The organism is Prolixibacter sp. SD074, assembly GCF_009617895.1.
GTDB lineage: Bacteria > Bacteroidota > Bacteroidia > Bacteroidales > Prolixibacteraceae > Prolixibacter.
The window spans coordinates 92,455-112,500 of sequence record NZ_BLAW01000001.1 but is presented as its reverse complement, the minus strand read 5'-3'; the positions used below and the strand labels follow the sequence as shown (position 1 = coordinate 112,500).

Sequence of the window (20,046 nt, the reverse complement as noted above, 5' to 3'; positions counted from 1 at the left end):
GGATACCATAATTACTTATGGTGGGTTGCCCCATTCGGATATTCGCGGATTAGCGGTTATTTGCACCTCCCCGCGACTTTTCGCAGCTTATCACGTCCTTCGTCGCCCCTGAGAGCCAAGGCATCCCCCGTACGCCCTTCATTACTTTCTCTCGCCTTGTTCGAAGGTTTTATCCTTCGGCGTTTCTCTTGTAACTCTGTTTTTCTTCCAGCATGTCAATGAACTTTACCCTTATTATTGGGCCTGTGGATTACAGGGAATCGAACCCTGCTTCTTGTTTCAGGCCCCAGCCTAATCCTTCGTGTTCCAAAATGTCTTTAAATGAACTTGTGCCTTCGTGATTTCCTGGCCTTTTATCTCGCCTGTGGAGAATATCGGAGTCGAACCGATGACCTCTTGAATGCAAATCAAGCGCTCTAGCCAACTGAGCTAATCCCCCAGATCCCAATTGAGAATGGAAAATTGAGAATTGAAAATTATGGAAGTTTCATTCTCAATTCTCAATTTTCCATTATCAATTGTTCCTGGTAGTCCCGCCCAGACTTGAACTGGGGACCCCTACATTATCAGTGTAGTGCTCTAACCAGCTGAGCTACGGGACTGTTTGCAGATTTGAGAATTGAAAATGGATAATTGATAATGTCCGTTTCCTGCTCTGCCCCTGCCTCTTTCAGGCCCCGTGCATTGAACCGTGAGAACCGTTTTTCATTGAATTCTCAACTTCAATTCTCCCCCCGAAGTATCGGGATTCAATTGCTCCTGTGTTTTTCAGTATTTTTTTTAAAAAGGAAGAAGTAAACACCCTTCATTCATTTCCTCTCAGAAACCTCTCGTGCCGGCCCCAGAAAGGAGGTGTTCCAGCCACACCTTCCGGTACGGCTACCTTGTTACGACTTAACCCCAGTCACTTGTTTTACCCTAGGCCGCTCCTTGCGGTTGCAGACTTCAGGTCCCCCAAGCTTCCATGGTTTGACGGGCGGTGTGTACAAGGCCCGGGAACGTATTCACCGCGCCATGGCTGATGCGCGATTACTAGCGAATCCAGCTTCATGGAGTCGGGTTGCAGACTCCAATCCGAACTGGGACCGGCTTTTGGGATTAGCATCATATCACTATGTAGCTGCCCTTTGTACCGGCCATTGTAACACGTGTGTAGCCCTGGGCATAAGGGCCGTGCTGATTTGACGTCATCCCCACCTTCCTCTCACCTTACGGTGGCAGTCTCGCCAGAGTCCTCAGCTTGACCTGTTAGCAACTGACGATAGGGGTTGCGCTCGTTATGGGACTTAACCCGACACCTCACGGCACGAGCTGACGACAACCATGCAGCACCTTGTAAATTGCCCCGAAGGGAAGTCACTTTTCAGCAACGGTCAATCCACATTTAAGCCCAGGTAAGGTTCCTCGCGTATCATCGAATTAAACCACATGTTCCTCCGCTTGTGCGGGCCCCCGTCAATTCCTTTGAGTTTCAACCTTGCGATCGTACTCCCCAGGTGGATAACTTAATGCTTTCGCTTTGCCGCTGACTGTGTATCGCCAACAGCGAGTTATCATCGTTTACGGCGTGGACTACCAGGGTATCTAATCCTGTTCGCTCCCCACGCTTTCGTGCATCAGCGTCAGTTACGCTTTAGTAAGCTGCCTTCGCAATCGGTGTTCTGAGTAATATCTAAGCATTTCACCGCTACACTACTCATTCCGCCTACCTCAGGCGCACTCAAGCCCCACAGTTTCAATGGCAGTCCTACAGTTGAGCTGCAGCATTTCACCACTGACTTACAGGGCCGCCTACGCACCCTTTAAACCCAATGAATCCGGATAACGCTTGCACCCTCCGTATTACCGCGGCTGCTGGCACGGAGTTAGCCGGTGCTTATTCCTGCACTACCGTCATAACGCTACACGTAGCGCCTATTCTTGGTGCAGAAAAGCAGTTTACAACCCGTAGGGCCGTCTTCCTGCACGCGGGATGGCTGGTTCAGGCCATCGCCCATTGACCAATATTCCTCACTGCTGCCTCCCGTAGGAGTCTGGGCCGTGTCTCAGTCCCAGTGTGGGGGATCATCCTCTCAGAACCCCTAGGCATCGTCGCCTTGGTAAGCCGTTACCTTACCAACAAGCTAATGCCACGCATGTCCATCCTGTACCGCCGAAGCTTTATTTTATAAGCCATGCGACTCATGAAAACTATGGGGTATTAATCCGGATTTCTCCGGGCTATCCCCCTGTACAGGGCAGGTTGCATACGCGTTACTCACCCGTGCGCCACTCGTGTGCCCCCGAAAGGGCCTTACCGTTCGACTTGCATGTGTTAAGCCTCCCGCTAGCGTTCATCCTGAGCCAGGATCAAACTCTTCGTTGTAATTAAAAAGTTTAAATGTCTATTTGCCTGGCACGATGGGTTTTCCTCTAAAAGAAAATTGAACTCCTGGTGCTTATCTTCTTTCCTTTTCAATATTTTCAATGAACTTGTCTTCTTTCTTTTACTTTCGCTCTCCTGCCCAACCCTCAGTTGCCGTCGGACGGGCCGAAAAAAGCGTTGCAAAGATAGGTAATCTTTTGCGTTAATCCCAAATCTTTTTTTGCCTTTTTTCTTTAGGCTCCAGTACCGGTTATCAACGCCCGCTTTTCGCTAAAAACGTGGCCGCAAAGATAAACCCTTTTTTCCCGGCTTTCCATATACTGCTCAAGATTTTTTTTCGGCGGATTCCGGCCCTGCTAAACCGGACTATTCCGGCTCACTGCTTCCCCTTTTCACTACCGGCTGAACGCTGCCCCCCTTTCGGAAAGCGGGTGCAAAGAAAGCGTATTTTTTCCTATTACTCCAAACCCAAAGGCAACTTTTTCAACAAAAGAATCAAAAGCCGTTCATTTTCAAGAATAAAAATCTACCAATACGTCGATGGATTGCATGCCTTTTTTGCAAGGGGGCGAGTTATTAAACGAAATTCATGGCCAAAAGGTTTACAAATACGACAGGGAAAAGCAGTTTCCTATGAAATTTCCAAGAATTGATCCCGGATTATGAAATCAATCCATTTCACAAACCTTGACTGACATGGATTTAAAGAGGCAAAATACTTTCATCTCAACCTCCAGTCCAAGTCGTTCGGTAGAGCTCCTGGTCAGTTCAATCAGAAGCGGGAATCCGACATCCACCAGGCAAACGACCTGCCCGTTCTCGTAAAGCAAACGCCTAATGGTTCCTTCCAATTGGTTTTGGATGGAAATATTGGGAACCGACTGCAACGAAATGGCAATATCGCCTGGCGGTACCGAAACTTTTACTTCTCGTCCCAAAACAACTCCTTCATTGCAAGCTTCGCAATGCACCTTTACCTTTTTCTCTCCTTTCTCACCGGTAAGCGTTGTTATTCCCTGCGCTTCGTCGACTTCATCGACATAAAGCGAAATCACATTCAACAATCCTTCTCCGGAACTCCGCGGCAACATCTTTCGTGATAATACGAGATCGAGATATTTGCCGAATGCCTCAACACGACCGTCACGCACCATGAGAATTTCATCGGTCAGGCGAAGGATATCGGGCAGATCGTGACTCACCACCAACATGGGAATCCGATATTTCCGGTGAATGCGTACCAGGTAAATCAGGATTTGTTCCCGCAAGGCGCCATCGACGGCAGAGAAGGGTTCATCCATCAACAATAATTGCGGAGATTTCAACAGAGCTCGTCCCATTGCAATCCGCTGCTGCTCACCGCCAGAACATTGTTCTGGCTTCTTTTTTAGAAGATGCCCAATTTCCAGGGTGGAAACCACATCGTCAAACTGAATTTGTCGTTTCGATTTCGGCAAAAGCCTTTCGCCATAGCGGAGGTTTTCTTCCACCGAGAGGTGTGGGAAAAGCCTGCCTTCCTGAAAAACAACGCCCAGTTTCCGGTAACGGGAAGGAATATTTTTCTTCTGTGTTTTATCAAAAACAATCTCGTCGCCTATGCTGATGAACCCGTCATCAGGACTTAACAAGCCACTAATTAACTGAAGTAACGTCGTCTTTCCATGCCCGGAGGGGCCATAAATCCCGGTAATTCCTTTACCAAAGGCACATTTCATATCAAACTGAAATGCTCCTCGTGATAAAGTGGCCTGGAATTCAATAACGTTCTTCATCGGATTAACTCTTCTTTTGATTTTCTATTTTCTTGAGCGCTTTATCGCTCTACGATTCAGGAATTCTGCTACAATCATTGCCAGTAGCGATAACAGAACAGATATCATCACCAAACGGAACGTAGCCGTGTCCTGACCGGGAACCTGCATATAGGAAAATACTGCCAACGGCAGCGTTTGGGTCTCCCCCTCGATGTTTCCCGCAAAGGTAATGGTGGCACCAAATTCCCCCAGGCTTCTGGCAAATCCCAGAATAAATCCGCTAATGATACCCGGCGAAGCCATTGGCAACGTGATGGAAAGAAATGTCGTTAACCGCGAAGCTCCCAATGTACGAGCAGCCTCTTCATATTTTTCGTCGACCAATTCGATAGCCAGCCTGATGGAACGGGTGATTAACGGAAAAGAAACAACCACACTGGCCAACAGTGCTGCATAAAAACTAAAAGCGATGCGAATTCCCGTGAGGTCATAAAGCCATTTACCAATGACTCCGTTAGTGCCCAGAATAATGAGCAAAAGATAGCCTGTTACAACCGGAGGCAATACCAACGGAAGATGTATCACTCCTTCCAGCAACGCTTTTCCACGAAATTGATTGCGTGCCAGAAACCACCCTATTGCAATGGCAAATGGCAATGCAATTATCGAAGACCAGATAGCTACTTTCAGCGAAAGCGAAATGGCCGATAAATCGGAAGCAGTGAAGTTAAACAGGTCGGTCATTTGTTATTATTGGATTTTCGAGGTTCAGCGATGGTTTTAAAGCCGAACTTTTTCCAAATATAATCAGCTTCAGCGGAATGCAAATATTCCAGTAACGAATCGGCAGTCGAACCACCAAATTTCCCTTTTGCGGCCCAGTATTCAACCGGCTGATGCGAATCTTCCGGGAAAACGCCTACCGCTCTGACTTTTTTCGATTTCATCGCATCGGTAGCGTACACAATTCCCATTTCGCACTCGCCCAATTCCACCACCATCAGCGCCGAACGTACATCTTTTGTTTTCAGGAAACGAGACTGCAGAGGCTTAAACCACCCCATCGATTTCAATGCTTCAGCTGCATATTGCCCTGCCGGAACGTGGGCCGGATCGCCAATCGCCAACCGACAATTAAAAGAACCGGGAAAATTAAGTGATGAAGTAATGGGCAATGTGTCGATGCGACTATTCGTTGGAACAACAACGACCAGACTATTTCGGGCCACCGGAAAACAAAAGGTTGAATCAGCAGAGCCATTTCTGCAGGCGAATTTCATCCATCGCGGACTGGCCGAAAGGTAAATTCCGGGAGCGGCACCTTCCTGCATCTGCCGGGCCAGGGTTCCTGAAGAAGCAAAATTCAATGCTACCTTTACACCCGATTTCGTTTGATATTCCTTAGCTAGATTTGACACTACATCGGCTAAACTCGCTGCCGCGAAAACGCTGATTCCCTGCTTCGACTTTTCTGATAGATTCTTCTTGCCTGTTTTCGATTGACACGAAAATAAGAATATCAGGATGAAGCTAATGAGGCCGGTCGTTAAGCGCATATATTCACAATTTCTACAAATATAAAAAGGTAACTGAGAAGGTTTTCTGCTCATAAACATTTACGACAAAATGAAGAACGAATTTATGCAATTACGGAAAATCATATCGTTCAGTACATATTACTTATGATTAATTTTTATTATTTTTACTGACACGCGAATAGCATTTTCCCTATTTCCATAGCCATTTTATTGCAATTTAAAATTCAATATAATGAGCTGATGAGCAGAAACTGAATACCGGAATTCCGCTAGAGCCCAAATAAACTTTTCCCAAATGAGCCAGATTATTCAATGTAACTTAACCACGCATCCACACCAATTAGCGTTCATCGATTTACTAAATCACTACATTTCGGACGATATGGGTGGTGGGGAGACATTGAACCGATCGAGAGCCGAAGAACTTTTCGTCCAATTAAATAATCAACCCAACTTCCGTGCGTTTTTTGTTCTGTATGAAGGAGAAGTTGCCGGGATGATTACCACATTCAAAAACATTTCAACTTTCCAGGCACGTCCACTCATTAATATTCATGATGTGATTGTGAAAAAGAGCTGCAGGAATAAGGGACTAGGGCACAAACTAGTAGGCTATGTTCTTGCTTTGGCTCGAAATGAAAATTGCTGTCGGGTTAACCTGGAAGTACGGGAAGATAATCACCGGGCCATGGAGGTTTACCGTGATTTCGATTTTGGATCCTCCAATCCCAAAATGCTTTTCTGGGAACGAATACTCGATGACTCGGAAGAAGGAATAAAATCGACCGCAGCTGAAAAAGACTTATCCAGCGAGTAAAATAGGAAGAGGCCCCGGATGGAGGCCTCTTTTGTTTTATGCTTCATATTTGTAATGTCCGATATCTTCGAGTGATGAAACACGAATAAATTCGGACCTGGAACGCACTTCGGCCTTGGCAATTTTATTGAAAACAACTGCTGAACGCAGAAACGAACTGTCCCGGTTGGTATCGAGAACCAGCAAGTAACTCATGATGATGTAACCCGCCATCTCAACCAATCTGCGTGCGTGGAAATCGAGGAATTCATTATCCTCTGCATCATGCACTTTCTTTACTGCTTCTTCGTAATCCTCCGTAAGCGAAATAAGGGTACGGCGGAATTTCTCCAATTCGGGTTTCAGCTCCGCTTTCTCGTATTCACGTATTTTCTTCAGATATCCACCGGTTGTCACACCACGAATGGCTGCAACTACCTGCAACTGGGTCGTTCCTTCATAAATAGAAGTAATACGGGCATCGCGATAAATACGTTCTACCGGATAATCCTTCATGAAACCGGAACCGCCATGGATCTGAACTGCATCGTAAGCATTCTGGTTACAGTATTCAGAACTGATACCCTTAGCCAACGGCGTGAAGAAATCGGACGAACGCTGGTATTCCTTCATTTCGTCACGCTCTTCTTTCTCCAGTTTGCGCTCTTCCGAAATATGTTGATAAGTCTTGTAAACATCTACAAAGCGAGCAGTTTCATACAACAATGTACGCGAAGCATCGAGCTTAGCTTTCATTACTGAAAGCATTTCGTACACGGCCGGAAACTTAATAATCGGTTTGCCGAATTGCTGACGCTCACGGGCATAATCCAACGCTTCCCGGTAAGCAGCCTCCGAAACACCGACTGACTGAGCAGCAATTCCCAAACGGGCACCGTTCATCAACGCCATCACGTACTTGATTAGTCCCATACGGCGTGAACCAACCAACTCGGCCGGTGCATTCTTGAACACCAGCTCACAGGTTGGTGAGCCGATGATACCCATTTTATGCTCAATACGACGAACTTTTACGCCTCCTTGTTGCTTGTCATACACAAACATCGAAAGACCACGGCCATCATTCGTCCCTTCTTCTGAACGGGCGAGGACCAGCGAAATATCGCCGTCGCCGTTGGTGATGAAACGCTTCACACCATTCAGTAACCAAACATCATTTTTCTCGTCGTAGGTTGCTTTCAGCTGGACAGACTGCAAATCGGAACCGGCATCCGGTTCGGTCAAATCCATCGCCATGGTTTCGCCTTTACAGACCCGGGGCAGATAATACTCTTTTTGCTCAGGCGAAGCGAACTCATTCAGCGTTTCAGCGCAATCCTGAAGTCCCCAGATGTTCACGAAACCGGCATCGGCGCGTGAAACAATATCAGCAGCCATAATGTAAGGAACAATCGGGAAGTTCAATCCACCATACTGCCGGGGAAGAGTGATACCCATCAAACCTGCATCAACCAGCGCCCTAATATTTTCGACAGTACCACTGGCATAGTTAACGTGCTCGTTAACAACCTCAGGACCTTCCTGATCAACACCTTCGGCATTGGGTGCAATGATGTCACCACTAATTTCACCCACCACTTCCAGCACGCGATCGTAGCTGTCCATGGCATCCTCAAAATCAAGCGGCGCATAATCAAAATTTTCCTTGTCGCTGAAATTCCGCTCTTTGAGAGCAACAATCTTCTGCATCAGCGGATGCGTCAGATAGAATTTCAAATCTTTATTATCGGTATAATAATTAGCCATTTCTCTAATTTTTACGGGACGGACCCGGTTCAACCCTCAATTACTTGGTGTTTGATTTATAAAACCTGACCATCTTGGGAATCACTTCACCAACATCACCGTGAATTACATAATCGGCAATGCTGTTGATGGGTGCATCGGGATCGGTATTGATAGAAATAATCTGTGCCGATTCTTCCATGCCGGCCCGATGCTGAACTTGTCCCGAAATGCCACAGGCGATGTATAACTTTGGACGAACAGTGACCCCCGTCTGTCCAATCTGACGTTCGTGTTCGGCATAACCGGAATCAACAGCTGCACGCGAAGCCCCAACTTCACCGCCCAATACTTCGGCCAGTTCGTATAACATTTTGAAATTCTCTTTGGACCCCACGCCATATCCGCCAGCAACAATAATCGGTGCGCCTTTTATATTCACCTTCTTTTTCTCCATGTGGCGCTCGATAACCGAAACGACAAAGTCTTCATCGGATACATACTGAGCCACATCCAGCTTCTTCACTTTGCCTTTGTACTCCGGATTCATCACCTCCTTTTTCATCACACCTTCGCGAACCGTCGCCATTTGCGGACGGCAGTCGGGATTGATGATAGTAGCGATGATGTTTCCACCAAATGCCGGGCGAATCTGATACAACAGATTTTCGTAGGTTTTACCAGCTTTCTTGTCTTCATGCGGTCCAATTTCCAGACTGGTACAATCGGCAGTTAATCCACTATGAAGAGCAGAGGAAACACGTGGTCCCAGGTCACGTCCAACAGGAGTTGCTCCCATCAGGGCAATCTGCGGCTTCTCTTTATCGAAAAGCTTATTCAGAATCGTTGCGTGAGGTGATGTAGTAAAAGGCTCCAAACGGGGATCGTCGGCAATGTGTACCACATCTGCACCATAAGGGAATATCTGATTTTCGACGCCATCGAGTCCTTTACCGATGACGACAGCTTCCAGTTTGCATTTGAGTTGATTGGCCAGGCTGCGTCCTTTGGTCAGCAATTCCTGACTCACCTCGGCCACAACGCCATCCTCAACTTCGCAATATACAAATACGTTATTCATGATTTTCCGTTTTTTTAATCGTCTGTTTGAGCGGCATCAACCGATGGTGTGGCTCAAGATCAATTCTTTCATTAACAAATCGATATCCTTGTCGACCGGTTTGAGAACCTTCGCATCTTTTGCCTGCAATACTACATTCTCAATTTTCTTTACCTTGGTAGGCGAACCGCTCAGTCCAAGCTGTTCCTGCTCAGCCTTGATATCGTTCACGGTCATTTCACGAATATTGAGGAAAGGACGCGAATCATACAGAAAGAGGTAATCTTCGCTGGCTTCCTGACGCTCGGTTACCGTACGTGCGTGTTTGTATTTCATCAGCAATGCAGCATTCCGGGTACGGCACGTCGCAGCACTGCCGTTTACAGTCAATACCAATGGAAGCGGAGCCTTAACGGTTTCCACACCGTTCTCGAGGCGACGAAGAGCCGTAATATGCTTCCCATCTGTATCCATTATTTTCTCGACGTATGTTACTTGCGGAAGTCCCAGTTTTTCAGCTACCTGCGGGCCAACCTGGGCCGTATCACCGTCGATAGCCTGGCGGCCGGCGATAATCAAATCAACTTCGCCCATCTCTTTGATAGCCTGTGCTAATGCATATGAGGTAGCTAAGGTATCAGAACCGGCAAATGCCCTGTCTGTCAACAAAACACCGTCATCAGCGCCACGATATAGTCCTTCGCGGATAATCTCAGCAGCACGGCCTGGGCCCATGGTTAATAACGAAACGGTTGTTCCGGGATAACGGCCTTTTAATTGTAAAGCCTGCTCCAGCGCGTTCAGATCCTCGGGGTTGAAGATGGCGGGCAAGGCAGCCCGGTTCACTGTCCCGTCGGCTTTCATGGCATCTTTCCCAACATTTCGGGTATCGGGAACCTGTTTTGCCAAAACTATAATTTTTAAACCCTTCATAGTGATTCGGTATGAGTTTTATATTCACGGAAGTGAGCAAATATAGAATTTCAACCATATGTTATCAAGATGAGTTTAAGACACTTCGATCCGAATTAGGTTTTCTTTTTGGAAAAAGAGTAAAAGCACACCAAGTTTGGGATGCTCCACATCCCATGGTTCAAGAGATTAAAACAAATTAACCTTCCGGTCGAAAGTTTATGATATTATCGAGCCACTACTCAATTTAGAATAATTTTATTGAATTAGGCTCTTTGTAAATACAATAGAAATGTCTACTTTAGGGGGAAATATTATAAAAATGGAGAACAAATTCAGAAGCCTTACTATTTTTGAGTTTCAGGAACGTTTCCCTGACGAAGATTCTTGTTATCAATATTTGACTGAACTAAAATGGGGGACTGGCTTTGTTTGCCCCAATTGTGGACACACCAATTATTGTAACGGAAAGCGCCTATTCGACAGACAGTGTACCAGTTGCCACCGAATCTCCTCCCCAACGAGCGGGACATTGTTTCACCAGTTAAAGTTCTCGGTATTAAAGGCCTTTTACATTGTTTATTATGTAAGTACGAGTAAAAAAGGGATCAGCAGTACGGAACTAAGCAGAAAGCTTGGGTTAAGACAAAAGACCTGCTGGAAGTTCAAAGGCAAGGTAATGAAAGCCATGGAAAGCAGTGGCAACCATAAAATCGATGGCAAGGCCGAAGTTGATGAAACAGTTGTCGGCGGCCAGGAAGAAGGGGTTGTGGGGAGAAAAAACGGCAAAAAGAAGTTGGTTGTATTTGCCATTGAGAGAAACGGCAAAGGAGTTAGCCGTATGTACGGAAAGGTCATCAAGCAGAGCAGTTCGAAGGAACTTGGTGGGTTTATGAAAATGACCATTGAGACAAGTGCACAAATAAAGACAGATAAATGGCGAGGATATTCCCCTTTGGTAAAAGACTTCAGTAATCTTGTGCAGGTTGATTCAGGGAAAAAGGGCGGCAACTTCCCTGACTTGCACAGGTGTATTATGGGCTTCAAAGGCTGGCTCCGGGGCATGCACCACCAAGTCGAAAATTTGCAAGCCTATATTGATGAATACTGCTACCGGTTTAACCGAAGTAATATGAAGGAAAGAATCTTCGATAGCCTTTTAACCAGAATGGTTAATGCAGAGCCCTTCCCTTATAAACAAAGTATTATTTAAATGCCTAATTCAATAATTTTATTTTCGGAACGACTCTAAACGAGGGCGAATCGGTGCGAATGGTTTGGATACTGCGGATAGGAATTCCCTCTTTTTTAAAAGTATCAAAATTCCTGCGGAATAATAGTTACTATATGTTATAGTTGACCATCTCCCGAAAATTGGATTGATCAAGTTCCACAATCCAGTCATATCGAAGTTTAAACATGTTTTATATATGAGGAAAGCTGGTTTAAAAAGGATATTTTAATTGTGTAAACAACATACAATGCAGCGCTCGATGTATGAAGAAAAGCCACCCCTCAATAATGAAGGATGGCTTTAGAATTTGGTTCGTATCTATTATCAGGCCAGGAATGTCATCAACACACCGGCAGCAACGGCCGAACCAATAACTCCCGAAATATTACTGGCCATGCAGTATTGCAGAAGATGATTACCCGAATCATGCTTCAAAGCAATTTCGTTGGCCACACGCGATGCCATTGGGACAGCGCTCAATCCGGTAGCTCCCACCAGCGGATTGATTTTCTTTTTGGAGAAAACGTTGTACAACTTCACAGCAACAATTCCACCGGCAATGGAAATGGAAAACGCCAGAAATCCGCCGACAATGATGCCGAGAGTTTTGGGTTCAAGGAACACATCTGCCGTCATGGTAGCACCTACGGTCAGGCCCAGAAAAATAGTAGCTGAGTTCATAATGGTTGTGGTAGCCGCATCGGTCAGGCGGCTCACTGTACTTCCAATTTCCTTCACCAGATTACCGAAGAACAACATCCCCAAAAGCGGAGTTGCTGTAGGTACCAAAATGGCAATCACGATGATCATTGTAATGGGGAACAGAATTTTCACCAGCTTCAGATTTTTGATCTTATGCTTTGGTGGAAAGAGTTTGTCCTGCTCCTTCATGTTAATCTTCAACTCATTCTTCGATACCATGCCTCTCACAACCAATGGTATAATAACGGGAACCAACGACATATATGAGTATGCAGCGATGGCAATCGGTCCCAGCAGATGTGGCGCTAATTTGATCGTGGTATAAATAGCTGTCGGGCCATCAGCACCACCGATAATTCCCAGCGAACCAGCTTCACGCGGCGTAAATCCCAAACCGATAGCTGCCAGAAATACCGTGAAAATACCAATCTGAGCTGCGGCGCCAAAAAATGCCAGCCGCAGGTTCCGCAACATCGGCCCAAAGTCAGTCAGCGCGCCAACTCCCATAAAGATCAACGGCGGTAACAAACCGGTTTTGATGAGTGCATAGTACAGAAAGTTCATGATGCCAAACTTATGGGCAATCTCGAACAGGTTCATGTAATGCTCTTTTCCTAACGCAATGCTTTCGCCGGGAACAACGCCCATCTGGCCACCCGGAAGATTCGCCAGAATAATTCCGAAGGCAATGGGCACGAGCAATAAGGGTTCATATTTTTTTCGAATTCCAAGATACAAGAGCACCGAGCCGATAAACAACATCAGCAAAACGGAAGGGTGCCCGAAGATCGCCTGAAATGCGGTCATTCGATACAGACTTTTTAAAATTTCCATGTTAATCAGGTTTCAGGCCTTATTTAATCCGGACCAGTACATCATCCTCTTCCACATCGCTGCCACTATTTTGAACAAGTTCCACAACCTGTCCGCCTACATCGGCTTTAATGGCATTGTATGTTTTCATGGCCTCTACATAACCTATCAGGTCACCTGCGTTAATGGTGTCTCCCACTTTAATTGCAGTCTCTGATGAGTCCTTGGTCAGGTAAAATTTACCTTCCAGCGGTGCCAGAATCTCACGAACTTTTCCATCAACTGCAGGCATGGCTGCTGCCGGGGTACTCGTTGAAGCAGGTGCTGCTGGAGCTCCAGCCGTTGTTTGCTCGTCACCATACGAAACCGTCACCTTGAAAATTTCGCCGTCGACATTGATATTCATGGATGTGGGAGCAAAATCAGCCAATGAAGCGACTGCTGTAGCTGCCGGTTTAACCGGCTCAGGCTTCGTATTCACGCCGCTTCCTTCTGCTTTTCGCTTGGCCAAATCTTCGTTAAAAGCTTTCTTGGCTTCGCCTGATTTATAGGCCCGGTATTGTTCGGGATGCATAGCCAGTTCGAGCAATTCCTCGTCATCCTGACCGTAATCCCAACCTTTTTCGTCCATTTCCTTACGGAAAGTATCGAGCGCATCCGGATACGGATCCTGCGGATGCCCGGTATAAAATTCTTTGCCTGCTTCTTTGGCAAGTTGTGCCAATTCCGGTGCCAGTTCTCCGGGCAGTTTTCCTGAATATCCTAAAAGCATGTCCCAGATGTTGTCTGCAATCATCGACCAGCGCCCTTTGCCTTTCTCCATCTGCATTACATTCATCAGCGCCAGGTTCTTCACATACTGGCTAAAGGGTGTTACCAGTGGCGGGTACCCCAATTTTGGCCAAATGTATTTCACTTCATCGAAAAGTTTGATGAGCAAATCGTCCTGCGAAAGCTGTGGCTCGTTACGTTTAGCTTTCCATTTATTCAGACTGGCCAGGTTATTTTCCAGATCGGACATCAAACTTCCCATCATACCACCGGGAAGGCCGGGACCAATCAACAAGGAGTTAATATAGCGGTTACGCGGGTTTATATAATACCCGAGGAAATCATCCATAAATTCCTGCGTCAGGCTACGGACTTTCATGTACTCAACCATATTGATATCCGGCACATCGAAGCCGTCATCCTTCAGCATCTCATGAACGGAAAGCAAATCGGCATGTCCTGTTCCCCATGAAAGGGGTTCCATACCTACATCGATAATGTCAGCACCCGCACGGGCAACCTCCAAAATAGAAGCCATGGTAAATCCGGGAGTCGTGTGCCCGTGGTATTCAATCACGATATCGGGATGTTTTTCCTTGATGCCGGCGGTAATTTTCCCCAACCATGCGGGGCGGCCAATTCCGGCCATATCTTTCAGACAAATTTCATCGGCTCCCGCCTGAATCAAATCATCTGCCAGGTTCACGTAATAATTTACCGTATGAACTTCGGAATAGGTAAGCGAAAGTGCCGCCTGGGCAATCATTCCGCCTTCTTTGGCATATTTAATTGAATCCTTGATATTGCGGGGATCGTTCAAACCACAAAAAGATCGGGCAATGTCGGTTCCCTGTTTCTTTTTCACCTTGAACATCAAACGACGAACATCAGCCGGGACAGGGCTCATGCGAATGCCGTTCAGGGCACGCTCGAGCATATGGGTTTGGATTCCTGCATCGTTGAAGGGCTGTGTCCATTCACGGACTGATTTATTAGGATTTTCACCAAAAAGGAGATTGATTTGCTCAAATCCACCACCATTGGTTTCCACCCGTGCAAAACATCTCATATTAACGATATGCGGAGCGACCTTCACCAATTGGTCTACCCGGGGCACATATTTCCCCGACGACTGCCACATATCACGATACAACAGTGAAAACTTAATCTTACGCTTCATAGTTACATTATTTTTGCCGACATCGGCACAGTTGTTTTTATTGTTTTAAGGTTATTGGCTGGCTGGCATGGGTGGTCAGTCCAGTCAAAGTTTTTCGATGTTGGTCATTTTTCCTTTGCCCCTGGTCGTAATATTTACTACTGCGGTAATAACTGCCAGTTTTTTCCGATTGATTCCTTTGTCTGTGTCAGTAGGAAAGACCTTTTCTGCTTCCGGAAAATATTTATTAACCAACCGGATAATTACATTTCCGAAAACGACAACAAGAAGAAGAATCAGGAAAACGGTGATCATCCCTACTCCAAGAAGCTTAAATGCCAGAGCATATTCCTCACTCATAATCTAACTATTTAATAATTTACATTTTTATATAAAAGTTTTTCCATGAAGGCCAATTTTAGTGATTATTACATTCAAAATGAAACTAAATAGTGGCCCCAGAATTTAAACTCGCCCTAAAAAAAAAGGTCCTTCCGAATCGAAAGAACCTTTTAACACTTATTGTCAATTACTTAAGCCTCACCCTTGGGTCCAAAGGTCATGGGGATACCCGGCTCATGTCCTTCAGCAATATTTTTGATGGGGCCATGAAGCGATTCATACTTTTGGATATTATCCTGCAATGCTTTCATAAGCCTTTTAGCGTGTTCCGGAGTGAGAATCACCCGCGATTTCACCTTGGCTTTCGGAAGCCCCGGCATTACACGTATAAAATCCACAATGAACTCGGTTGGCGAATGGGTGATGATAGCCAGGTTGGAAAATGTTCCCTGTCCTACTTCATCACTCAACTCGATGTTCAACTGCTGTTGTTGATTTTTATCTTCATTCATGGTAATACAGGTTATTCAGCATCTACATTTTCGGATGCCTTGATGTCTACCAAACGATCGTACTCCTCACGTGAGCCGACTACCAGGTTGCGGTATTCGCGTTTACCTGTACCCGCCGGAATAAGGTGTCCACAAATGACATTTTCCTTCAGGCCTTCGAGGTAATCGACCTTTCCGTTGATAGCAGCTTCATTCAATACCTTGGTAGTTTCCTGGAACGATGCAGCTGACATCCACGACTTGGTTTGTAGTGCCGCACGGGTAATACCTTGTAATACCTGGCTCGAAGTGGCAGGTACTGCAGGACGTGCTTCCACAATTTTCTTGTCGCGACGTTTCAGTAGCGAGTTTTCATCGCGCAAACGACGGGCCGTGATAATCTGGCCTGAACGCAAGGTTTCCGAATCACCCGGATCGTTTACGACCATTTTGTCGTAAATCCAGTCATTCTCCTGGTTGAATTCGCTCTTGTCGACAATCTGTTTTTCCAGGAATCGGGTATCTCCCGGATCATCGATATCAACTTTGCGCATCATCTGGCGAACGATTACTTCAAAGTGCTTATCATTGATCTTTACCCCCTGCATGCGATAAACGTCCTGTACTTCATTCACAATGTACTCCTGAACTTCGGTCGGGCCTTTAATCCGTAAGATGTCAGCCGGAGTGGTAGCGCCATCAGAAAGCGATGTACCTGCCCGAACATAATCGTTCTCCTGAACCAAAATCTGACGAGACAGCGGAACCAAATATTTCTTCACATCGCCTAAGCGGGAAGTGATGATAATCTCGCGGTTACCCCGCTTGATTTTACCCAATGAAACCTCGCCGTCAATTTCAGAAACAACCGCTGGATTGGAGGGATTACGTGCTTCAAACAGCTCAGTTACCCTCGGCAGGCCACCGGTGATATCGCCCGCTTTACCGGAAGCACGCGGAATTTTCATCAATACATCACCCGCATTCACCGTCGCACCTTCATCAACACTCAAGTGACCTCCTACCGGGAGGTTGTATGAACGCAATACCTCGCCCTTCTCATTGAGAATACGTAACGTTGGGTTCTTTGTTTTATCGCGCGTTTCAACGATTACTTTTTCCTTATATCCGGTCTGCTCATCGGATTCTTCCCGATAAGTTATCGAGTCAATCAAATCCTGATAAGAAACGCGACCTTTGAATTCGGTAATAATAACACCGTTGTACGGGTCCCATTCGCAAAGCTTGCTATCCTTACTAATAGGTTCGCCTTCTTTTACGTAAAGTTTAGAACCATAAGGCAATGTATGTGTCGACAACGGAATACCCGTATTCTTATCTACAATTTTCAACTCGGCCAAACGACTAACAACAATATCCATCTTGTCGCCGGCATCGTCGGTCCATTCAACTGAACGGAGTTCCTCGAACTGGGCAATACCATTGTAACGTGCCACAACCGTAGATTGTGACGAAACGTTACCGGCAATACCTCCCACGTGGAACGTTCTCAGTGTAAGCTGAGTACCTGGCTCACCAATGGACTGGGCAGCAATAACACCAACCGACTCACCAGCAGAAACCATGCGACCGGTAGCCAGGTTGCGTCCATAGCATTTGGCGCAAACTCCAACTTCAGATTCGCAGGTCAGTACCGAACGGATTTCAACACGCTCGATGGGTGATTCGTCAATAATTTTTGCTACCTCTTCGGTTATTTCCTGTCCCGAACGGATGATCAAATCACCGGTCATCGGATGGAAGATATCATGAACGGTGGTACGCCCCAGAATACGTTCATACAGCGATGCAACGATCTCCTCGTTGTTCTTGATAGCGCTGGCTACCAATCCACGCAGTGTACCACAATCACTTTCCGTAATAATGACATCCTGGGCCACGTCAACCAGACGACGGGTCAAATAACCCGCATCGGCAGTTTTAAGTGCGGTATCGGCCAAACCCTTACGTGCACCGTGAGTAGAAATAAAGTACTCGAGTACCGAAAGTCCTTCTTTGAAGTTGGCCAAAATCGGGTTCTCAATAATCTGAGCTCCGGTTGAACCTGACTTTTGGGGTTTCGCCATCAAACCACGCATGCCACAAAGCTGACGAATCTGCTCTTTAGAACCACGGGCTCCTGAGTCAAGCATCATATAAATCGAGTTGAACCCCTGCTTATCAGTACTCAACGTTTGCATTACATTCTGCGTCAACTTCGCGTTAACATGTGTCCAAATATCAATTACCTGGTTGTAGCGTTCGTTGTTGGTAATGAACCCCATATTATAGTTGGCCATCACCTCTTCAACTTCGGCATAACCTTCAGCAACCATATCTGATTTTTCATCCGGGATAATAACGTCATCGAGGTTGAATGACAGGCCTCCACGGTATGCCATTTTGTAACCTGTATTTTTGATGTCATCAAGGAATTGAGCTGTAATGGCATTGTTGGTCCGCTTCAGAATCAACGAAATGATTTCACGCAAAGCTTTTTTCGTCAACAGTTTGTTGATGTAACCAGCTTCTTTCGGTACCAATTCATTGACAATGATTCGACCTACCGTGGTTTCAATCATGTGCTCCTTCAGCTCGCCATTTTCATCCAGGTCAACCACTTTACAGTTGACAATGGCATGCAATTCGGCTTTGCCTTCATTATGAGCAATAATTGCCTCTTCAGGTGAATAGAAAGTCAAACCTTCGCCGCGTGCACCTTTTCGTGGTTTGGTCATGTAATACAAACCCAATACCATGTCCTGAGAAGGTACGGTAATCGGAGCACCGTTGGCCGGGTTCAGCAGGTTATGTGACGACAACATCAGCAACTGAGCTTCAAGAATCGCAGCATTACCTAACGGAAGGTGAACAGCCATCTGGTCACCGTCGAAGTCGGCGTTAAAACCGGTACAAACCAACGGGTGCAGACGGATAGCTTTACCTTCGACCAATACCGGCTGGAATGCCTGAATAGAGAGTCGGTGAAGCGTAGGAGCACGGTTTAGCATAACCGGGTGTCCTTTCATCACATTCTCCAGAATATCCCAAATAACCGGATCTTTCCGGTCGACAATTTTTTTCGCCGATTTAACCGTCTTTACAATTCCGCGCTCAATCAGTTTACGAATAATGAACGGTTTGTAAAGCTCGGCAGCCATATCCTTCGGAATACCACACTCGTGGATTTGAAGAGTTGGTCCAACCACAATTACCGAACGGGCTGAATAGTCGACACGTTTACCCAGAAGGTTCTGACGGAAACGTCCCTGCTTACCTTTCAGCGAGTCGGAGAGTGATTTCAGTGCACGGTTATTATCCGTTTTCACTGCATTGGATTTACGGCTGTTATCGAAGAGTGAATCAACCGCTTCCTGAAGCATCCGTTTCTCGTTACGGAGAATCACTTCGGGGGCTTTAATTTCAATCAGTCGTTTCAAACGATTGTTCCGGATGATAACCCTACGATACAAGTCGTTCAGGTCGGAAGTCGCAAAACGTCCACCATCCAACGGTACCAGCGGACGCAAATCCGGTGGGATTACCGGTACAACTTTCACGATCATCCATTCCGGCCGGTTACGGCCTTTCGATGCACGGAAAGCTTCAACGACCTGGAGACGTTTCAACGCCTCGTTTTTCCGCTGTTGCGAAGTCTCCGTGTTAGCTTTGTGACGGAGATCGTAGGACATTTCATCCAGGTTAAGACGTTCGAGCAGACGATACAGTCCTTCGGCGCCCATGTCAGCGATGAATTTGTCCGGATGATCATCATCCAGTGTTTGATTCTCCTTCGGCAGCGTCTCAATGATATCGAGATACTCTTCTTCCGTAAGGAAATCAAGATATTTTACACCATCATTACGTTTGATACCCGGGTTAATAACCACGTAGCGTTCGTAGTAAATGATGGAATCGAGTTTCTTGGTTGGCAAACCAAGCAGGTAACCGATTTTGTTCGGAAGTGATTTGAAATACCAAATGTGGGCTACCGGAACCACCAGTGAGATGTGTCCCATGCGCTCGCGACGTACTTTCTTCTCTGTCACTTCAACACCACACCGGTCACAAACGATACCGCGGTAACGGATGCGTTTGTATTTCCCGCAATGACATTCATAGTCTTTTACAGGCCCGAAGATCCTTTCACAGAAAAGACCGTCACGTTCGGGCTTATAGGTGCGGTAATTAATCGTCTCTGGCTTCAGTACTTCCCCGTGTGAACGTTCCAGAATTTCTTCCGGAGACGCCAAACTGATGGTAATTTTCGAGAAGTTACTTTTGACCTTGTTGTCTCGTCTGAATGCCATAATTTATCGAAAGAGTTTGTAAAGAATACAATATCTGAAGTATGGTGCTTCGG

The 20,046-nt window shown here is 46.2% G+C and carries 13 protein-coding genes, 2 tRNA genes and 2 rRNA genes (1 of these 17 only partly in view); 2 read left to right on the top strand and 15 right to left on the bottom strand.

The annotated features are described in order from the left end of the window. The 7 genes from GJU82_RS00530 to modA form a co-directional block, all read right to left on the bottom strand. Positions 1-151 (bottom strand): 23S ribosomal RNA (locus tag GJU82_RS00530); it reaches 2,746 nt to the left of the window's first position. A 214-nt stretch (positions 152-365) separates the two neighbouring features. Continuing rightward, positions 366-439: transfer RNA gene (locus GJU82_RS00525), tRNA-Ala, on the bottom strand. A gap of 86 nt (positions 440-525) precedes the next feature. Next, positions 526-602 (bottom strand) — tRNA-Ile (locus tag GJU82_RS00520). Positions 603-845: 243 nt separating this feature from the next. Further along, positions 846-2,365: ribosomal RNA gene (locus tag GJU82_RS00515) — 16S ribosomal RNA — on the bottom strand. Together the 16S and 23S rRNA genes with 2 tRNA genes alongside form the textbook arrangement of a ribosomal RNA operon. A 668-nt stretch (positions 2,366-3,033) precedes the next feature. Further along, positions 3,034-4,137, bottom strand: a complete 1,104-nt coding sequence (modC, locus tag GJU82_RS00510; protein ID WP_153630365.1) for a molybdenum ABC transporter ATP-binding protein — start codon at positions 4,135-4,137, stop codon at positions 3,034-3,036. A gap of 24 nt (positions 4,138-4,161) precedes the next feature. Further along, on the bottom strand, positions 4,162-4,863 hold the full coding sequence (modB, locus tag GJU82_RS00505) for a molybdate ABC transporter permease subunit (RefSeq protein WP_153630364.1): 702 nt from the start codon (positions 4,861-4,863) through the stop codon (positions 4,162-4,164). Next, complete coding sequence (gene modA / locus GJU82_RS00500) at positions 4,860-5,675, bottom strand: molybdate ABC transporter substrate-binding protein (RefSeq protein WP_194830922.1); 816 nt, start codon at positions 5,673-5,675, stop codon at positions 4,860-4,862. Before modA ends, modB begins: the two co-directional genes overlap by 4 nt. 277 nt (positions 5,676-5,952) lie before the next feature. Between modA and GJU82_RS00495 the strand changes: the two genes are divergently transcribed. Then, complete coding sequence (locus GJU82_RS00495; RefSeq protein WP_153630362.1) at positions 5,953-6,474, top strand: GNAT family N-acetyltransferase; 522 nt, start codon at positions 5,953-5,955, stop codon at positions 6,472-6,474. A gap of 36 nt (positions 6,475-6,510) precedes the next feature. Here the strand turns inward: GJU82_RS00495 and GJU82_RS00490 are convergent, their stop codons facing one another. From GJU82_RS00490 to GJU82_RS00480, 3 genes are read right to left on the bottom strand one after another with little or no spacing between them, the layout of a single operon-like run. Further along, on the bottom strand, positions 6,511-8,220 hold the full coding sequence (locus GJU82_RS00490; RefSeq protein WP_153630361.1) for an acyl-CoA dehydrogenase family protein: 1,710 nt from the start codon (positions 8,218-8,220) through the stop codon (positions 6,511-6,513). 40 nt (positions 8,221-8,260) lie between these two features. Further along, positions 8,261-9,280 (bottom strand): electron transfer flavoprotein subunit alpha/FixB family protein, encoded by a 1,020-nt coding sequence (locus GJU82_RS00485; RefSeq protein ID WP_153630360.1) that lies wholly within the window; start codon positions 9,278-9,280, stop codon positions 8,261-8,263. 36 nt (positions 9,281-9,316) lie between these two features. Beyond that, positions 9,317-10,168, bottom strand: a complete 852-nt coding sequence (locus GJU82_RS00480; protein WP_228488498.1) for an electron transfer flavoprotein subunit beta/FixA family protein — start codon at positions 10,166-10,168, stop codon at positions 9,317-9,319. A gap of 295 nt (positions 10,169-10,463) precedes the next feature. Here GJU82_RS00480 and GJU82_RS00475 point away from each other — a divergent pair, with 295 nt between their 5' ends. Beyond that, the gene (locus GJU82_RS00475) at positions 10,464-11,384 is read left to right on the top strand and encodes an IS1595 family transposase (RefSeq protein WP_153630358.1); all 921 of its coding nucleotides are present in this window, start codon (positions 10,464-10,466) and stop codon (positions 11,382-11,384) included. A 345-nt stretch (positions 11,385-11,729) separates the two neighbouring features. Here GJU82_RS00475 and GJU82_RS00470 read toward each other — a convergent pair whose 3' ends face one another. The 5 genes from GJU82_RS00470 to rpoC form a co-directional block, all read right to left on the bottom strand. Next, complete coding sequence (locus GJU82_RS00470) at positions 11,730-12,914, bottom strand: sodium ion-translocating decarboxylase subunit beta (protein ID WP_228488497.1); 1,185 nt, start codon at positions 12,912-12,914, stop codon at positions 11,730-11,732. A 46-nt stretch (positions 12,915-12,960) separates the two neighbouring features. Further along, entirely contained in the window at positions 12,961-14,871 is a 1,911-nt protein-coding gene (locus GJU82_RS00465; protein ID WP_153630356.1) for a biotin/lipoyl-containing protein, read from the bottom strand. Positions 14,872-14,955: 84 nt separating this feature from the next. Beyond that, the gene (locus GJU82_RS00460; RefSeq protein ID WP_153630355.1) at positions 14,956-15,210 is read right to left on the bottom strand and encodes an oxaloacetate decarboxylase; all 255 of its coding nucleotides are present in this window, start codon (positions 15,208-15,210) and stop codon (positions 14,956-14,958) included. A gap of 173 nt (positions 15,211-15,383) precedes the next feature. Beyond that, entirely contained in the window at positions 15,384-15,704 is a 321-nt protein-coding gene (locus GJU82_RS00455) for a DUF3467 domain-containing protein (protein WP_153630354.1), read from the bottom strand. Positions 15,705-15,715: 11 nt separating this feature from the next. Further along, positions 15,716-19,993, bottom strand: coding sequence for a DNA-directed RNA polymerase subunit beta' (gene rpoC / locus GJU82_RS00450; RefSeq protein ID WP_153630353.1), 4,278 nt, complete (start codon positions 19,991-19,993; stop codon positions 15,716-15,718). Positions 19,994-20,046: the final 53 nt, after the last annotated feature.